Genomic DNA, 1,260 nt, shown 5'->3' with positions numbered 1-1,260 from the left:
ACCCGGAAGCTAAGCCCTTCAGCGCCGATGGTACTGCACTCGCCAGGGTGTGGGAGAGTAGGACGCCGCCGGACATCATTCAGAGAAGCCACCCCTTCGGGGGTGGCTTTCTCTGTTTCTGCACCCAGAACCGACCCGCCACGACACGTGCACGGCCGGGGCCACCCCGCTCCACCGCGGGCCCGGGGCACCCCGCTCCACCGCGCGCCCGAGGCCCCAGGCTCGATCCTTCGCCGAGTGTGCGGTACTCGCGGGGTTCCGGGCGGCCGAAGGCAGCAAGTTCTGCATACTCGGCGTGCAACAGCCCTGGGCAGCCTCGCGGACCGGGGGCACGGGCCGCGCGTCCCGGCCGGAACCGGGGCACCCGGCGCTACCGACCATTCGCCGAGCGGGTAGTAGGTGGGGGCTTCGGGGCGTCGAAGTCAGCATCTCCTGCAGGCTCGGCGGCCAGGTCCCGGCCCCCGTGGCGCTATGTCGACGCGTGACCGTGGACTTGGAGTGCCCCCGCGGGCGCATGAGGTGCACGGGCGTTCCGGACGCACTCCATTGATGGTGCGCCGTGCGCCGTGCGCCGTGAACGCGGCACCGGGCTCGGCACGCGTGATGGTGCCTCGACCCGGTCCGCTCCGAAGGTCCCTCCGTAGCCAGCGCCTGGACGTCGTGCTCGGAGCTCGTGAGGTCGCGTTTCGGCGACCGCATGACGACCCGCGCGGTCCCGTGCGGTGCACCGGCCGGTGTGGTGGCAGCACCCGGCGGTTCTCCAGTTCTGCACCTCCGCCGAGTGCTGCCCTCTCGGTGAGCAGGGCGAGCGGAGGGGCCCGTGCGGCGTGGAGGGGGGCCGGGGCCGGGCACGGAGGTGGTGGTGGCGGGCTCGGGACCGGGCCGATGCGGGGTCTGGGGGTCCCGGATGAGACGATGGTCGGCGGTCGAACTTGAGGAGCAGCTGGACATGAGCAGCGACGAGCGCGGGACGCGTTCGGCGGACGAGGGCGGACGCCGCAGCGGCGGCGTCGGCGGGTACGGCAACCGGGGCGCGGGGCGCTCGAGCGGCGGTGAGCGCCCGGCGCGCACCCCGCGGGTGGCCGGTCAGCGGCGCAGCGGCGGCGACGAGCGCGTCCGGCGGACGGCCGCGGAGCAGAGCGGCACGGCGGGTCCGCGCGGCAGCTCGGCACGCGGTGCGCGTGACGCCGGCGCGGAGCGGCGGGGCGAGGGCGCGCGGAGCTACGGCGGCGACCGCCGGCCCGCCCTCGTACCGTGGAC

Annotated in this window: 1 rRNA gene and 1 pseudogene; both read left to right on the top strand. The window is 75.1% G+C overall.

From position 1 onward, the window contains the following. A 5S ribosomal RNA gene (gene rrf, locus FA014_RS21100) occupies positions 1-74 on the top strand; the annotation flags it as partial. Between the two features lie 875 nt (positions 75-949). After that, positions 950-1,260: pseudogene (locus FA014_RS20895) on the top strand (hypothetical protein); the annotation flags it as partial.

Source organism: Cellulomonas hominis (assembly GCF_005239125.1).
Classification (GTDB): Bacteria; Actinomycetota; Actinomycetes; order Actinomycetales; family Cellulomonadaceae; genus Cellulomonas; species Cellulomonas hominis_A.
This window is presented reverse-complemented; position numbering and strand designations above follow the sequence as displayed.